The sequence below is a fragment of the Acinetobacter sp. 479375 genome (genome assembly GCF_000581715.1).
GTDB lineage: Bacteria > Pseudomonadota > Gammaproteobacteria > Pseudomonadales > Moraxellaceae > Acinetobacter > Acinetobacter ursingii.
In genome coordinates this window covers 1-561 of the sequence record NZ_JEZN01000073.1, presented here as the reverse complement: position 1 = coordinate 561, position 561 = coordinate 1, and the positions used below count along the sequence as shown (strand labels likewise).

The 561-nt window shown below is 34.0% G+C and carries 1 protein-coding gene; it reads right to left on the bottom strand.

The annotated features are described in order from the left end of the window. The coding region (locus tag J500_RS17335) for a RepB family plasmid replication initiator protein (protein ID WP_034700751.1) at nucleotides 1-179 on the bottom strand (179 nt) is incomplete at its 3' end. Nucleotides 180-561: the final 382 nt, after the last annotated feature.

The window sequence follows — 561 nt, the reverse complement described above, 5'->3', positions numbered from 1 at the left end:
TTAAATTGATGAATGTAGTCGCTTACAAGCACTTCTATTGGTGTATCTGGCGTGAGATTAGAAGACTCTCTAGCTCCAACTATGGCCAAGAGCATAATACGTTGCTCTATGAGTGATAAGTTAAAAGAAGCATCGATAAGAGCATTATCTTTAACAACTAATTTATTGTTATTTGTCATGATATGAAGCTTATTAATTCATTTAACTAGGTTATATGTCATATATTTTAAATAGTCAATAATCTATCTATTCATATACCCCTTAAACCTATCTTTATCACCCCTTAAACCTATCTTTATCACCCCTTAAACCTATCTTTATCACCCCTTAAACCTATCTTTATCACCCTTTAAACTATTGCAAACAAAGGATTTCAGCCTGTCTAAAAGCATTAAAAAGAATTAAAAATAATTAAAAGCCTAGTCTGGTCAAAATTGCCCTTGGTTTTCGCTACGCTCAAACTCTATTGAATCTCGCTTTCGCTCGATTCGGGGGGCAATTTTTTGGTTCTTTTCGTTGTGAATTTGAGAAAAAGCAAAGGCAAGAGCAAAAGCAACTCGG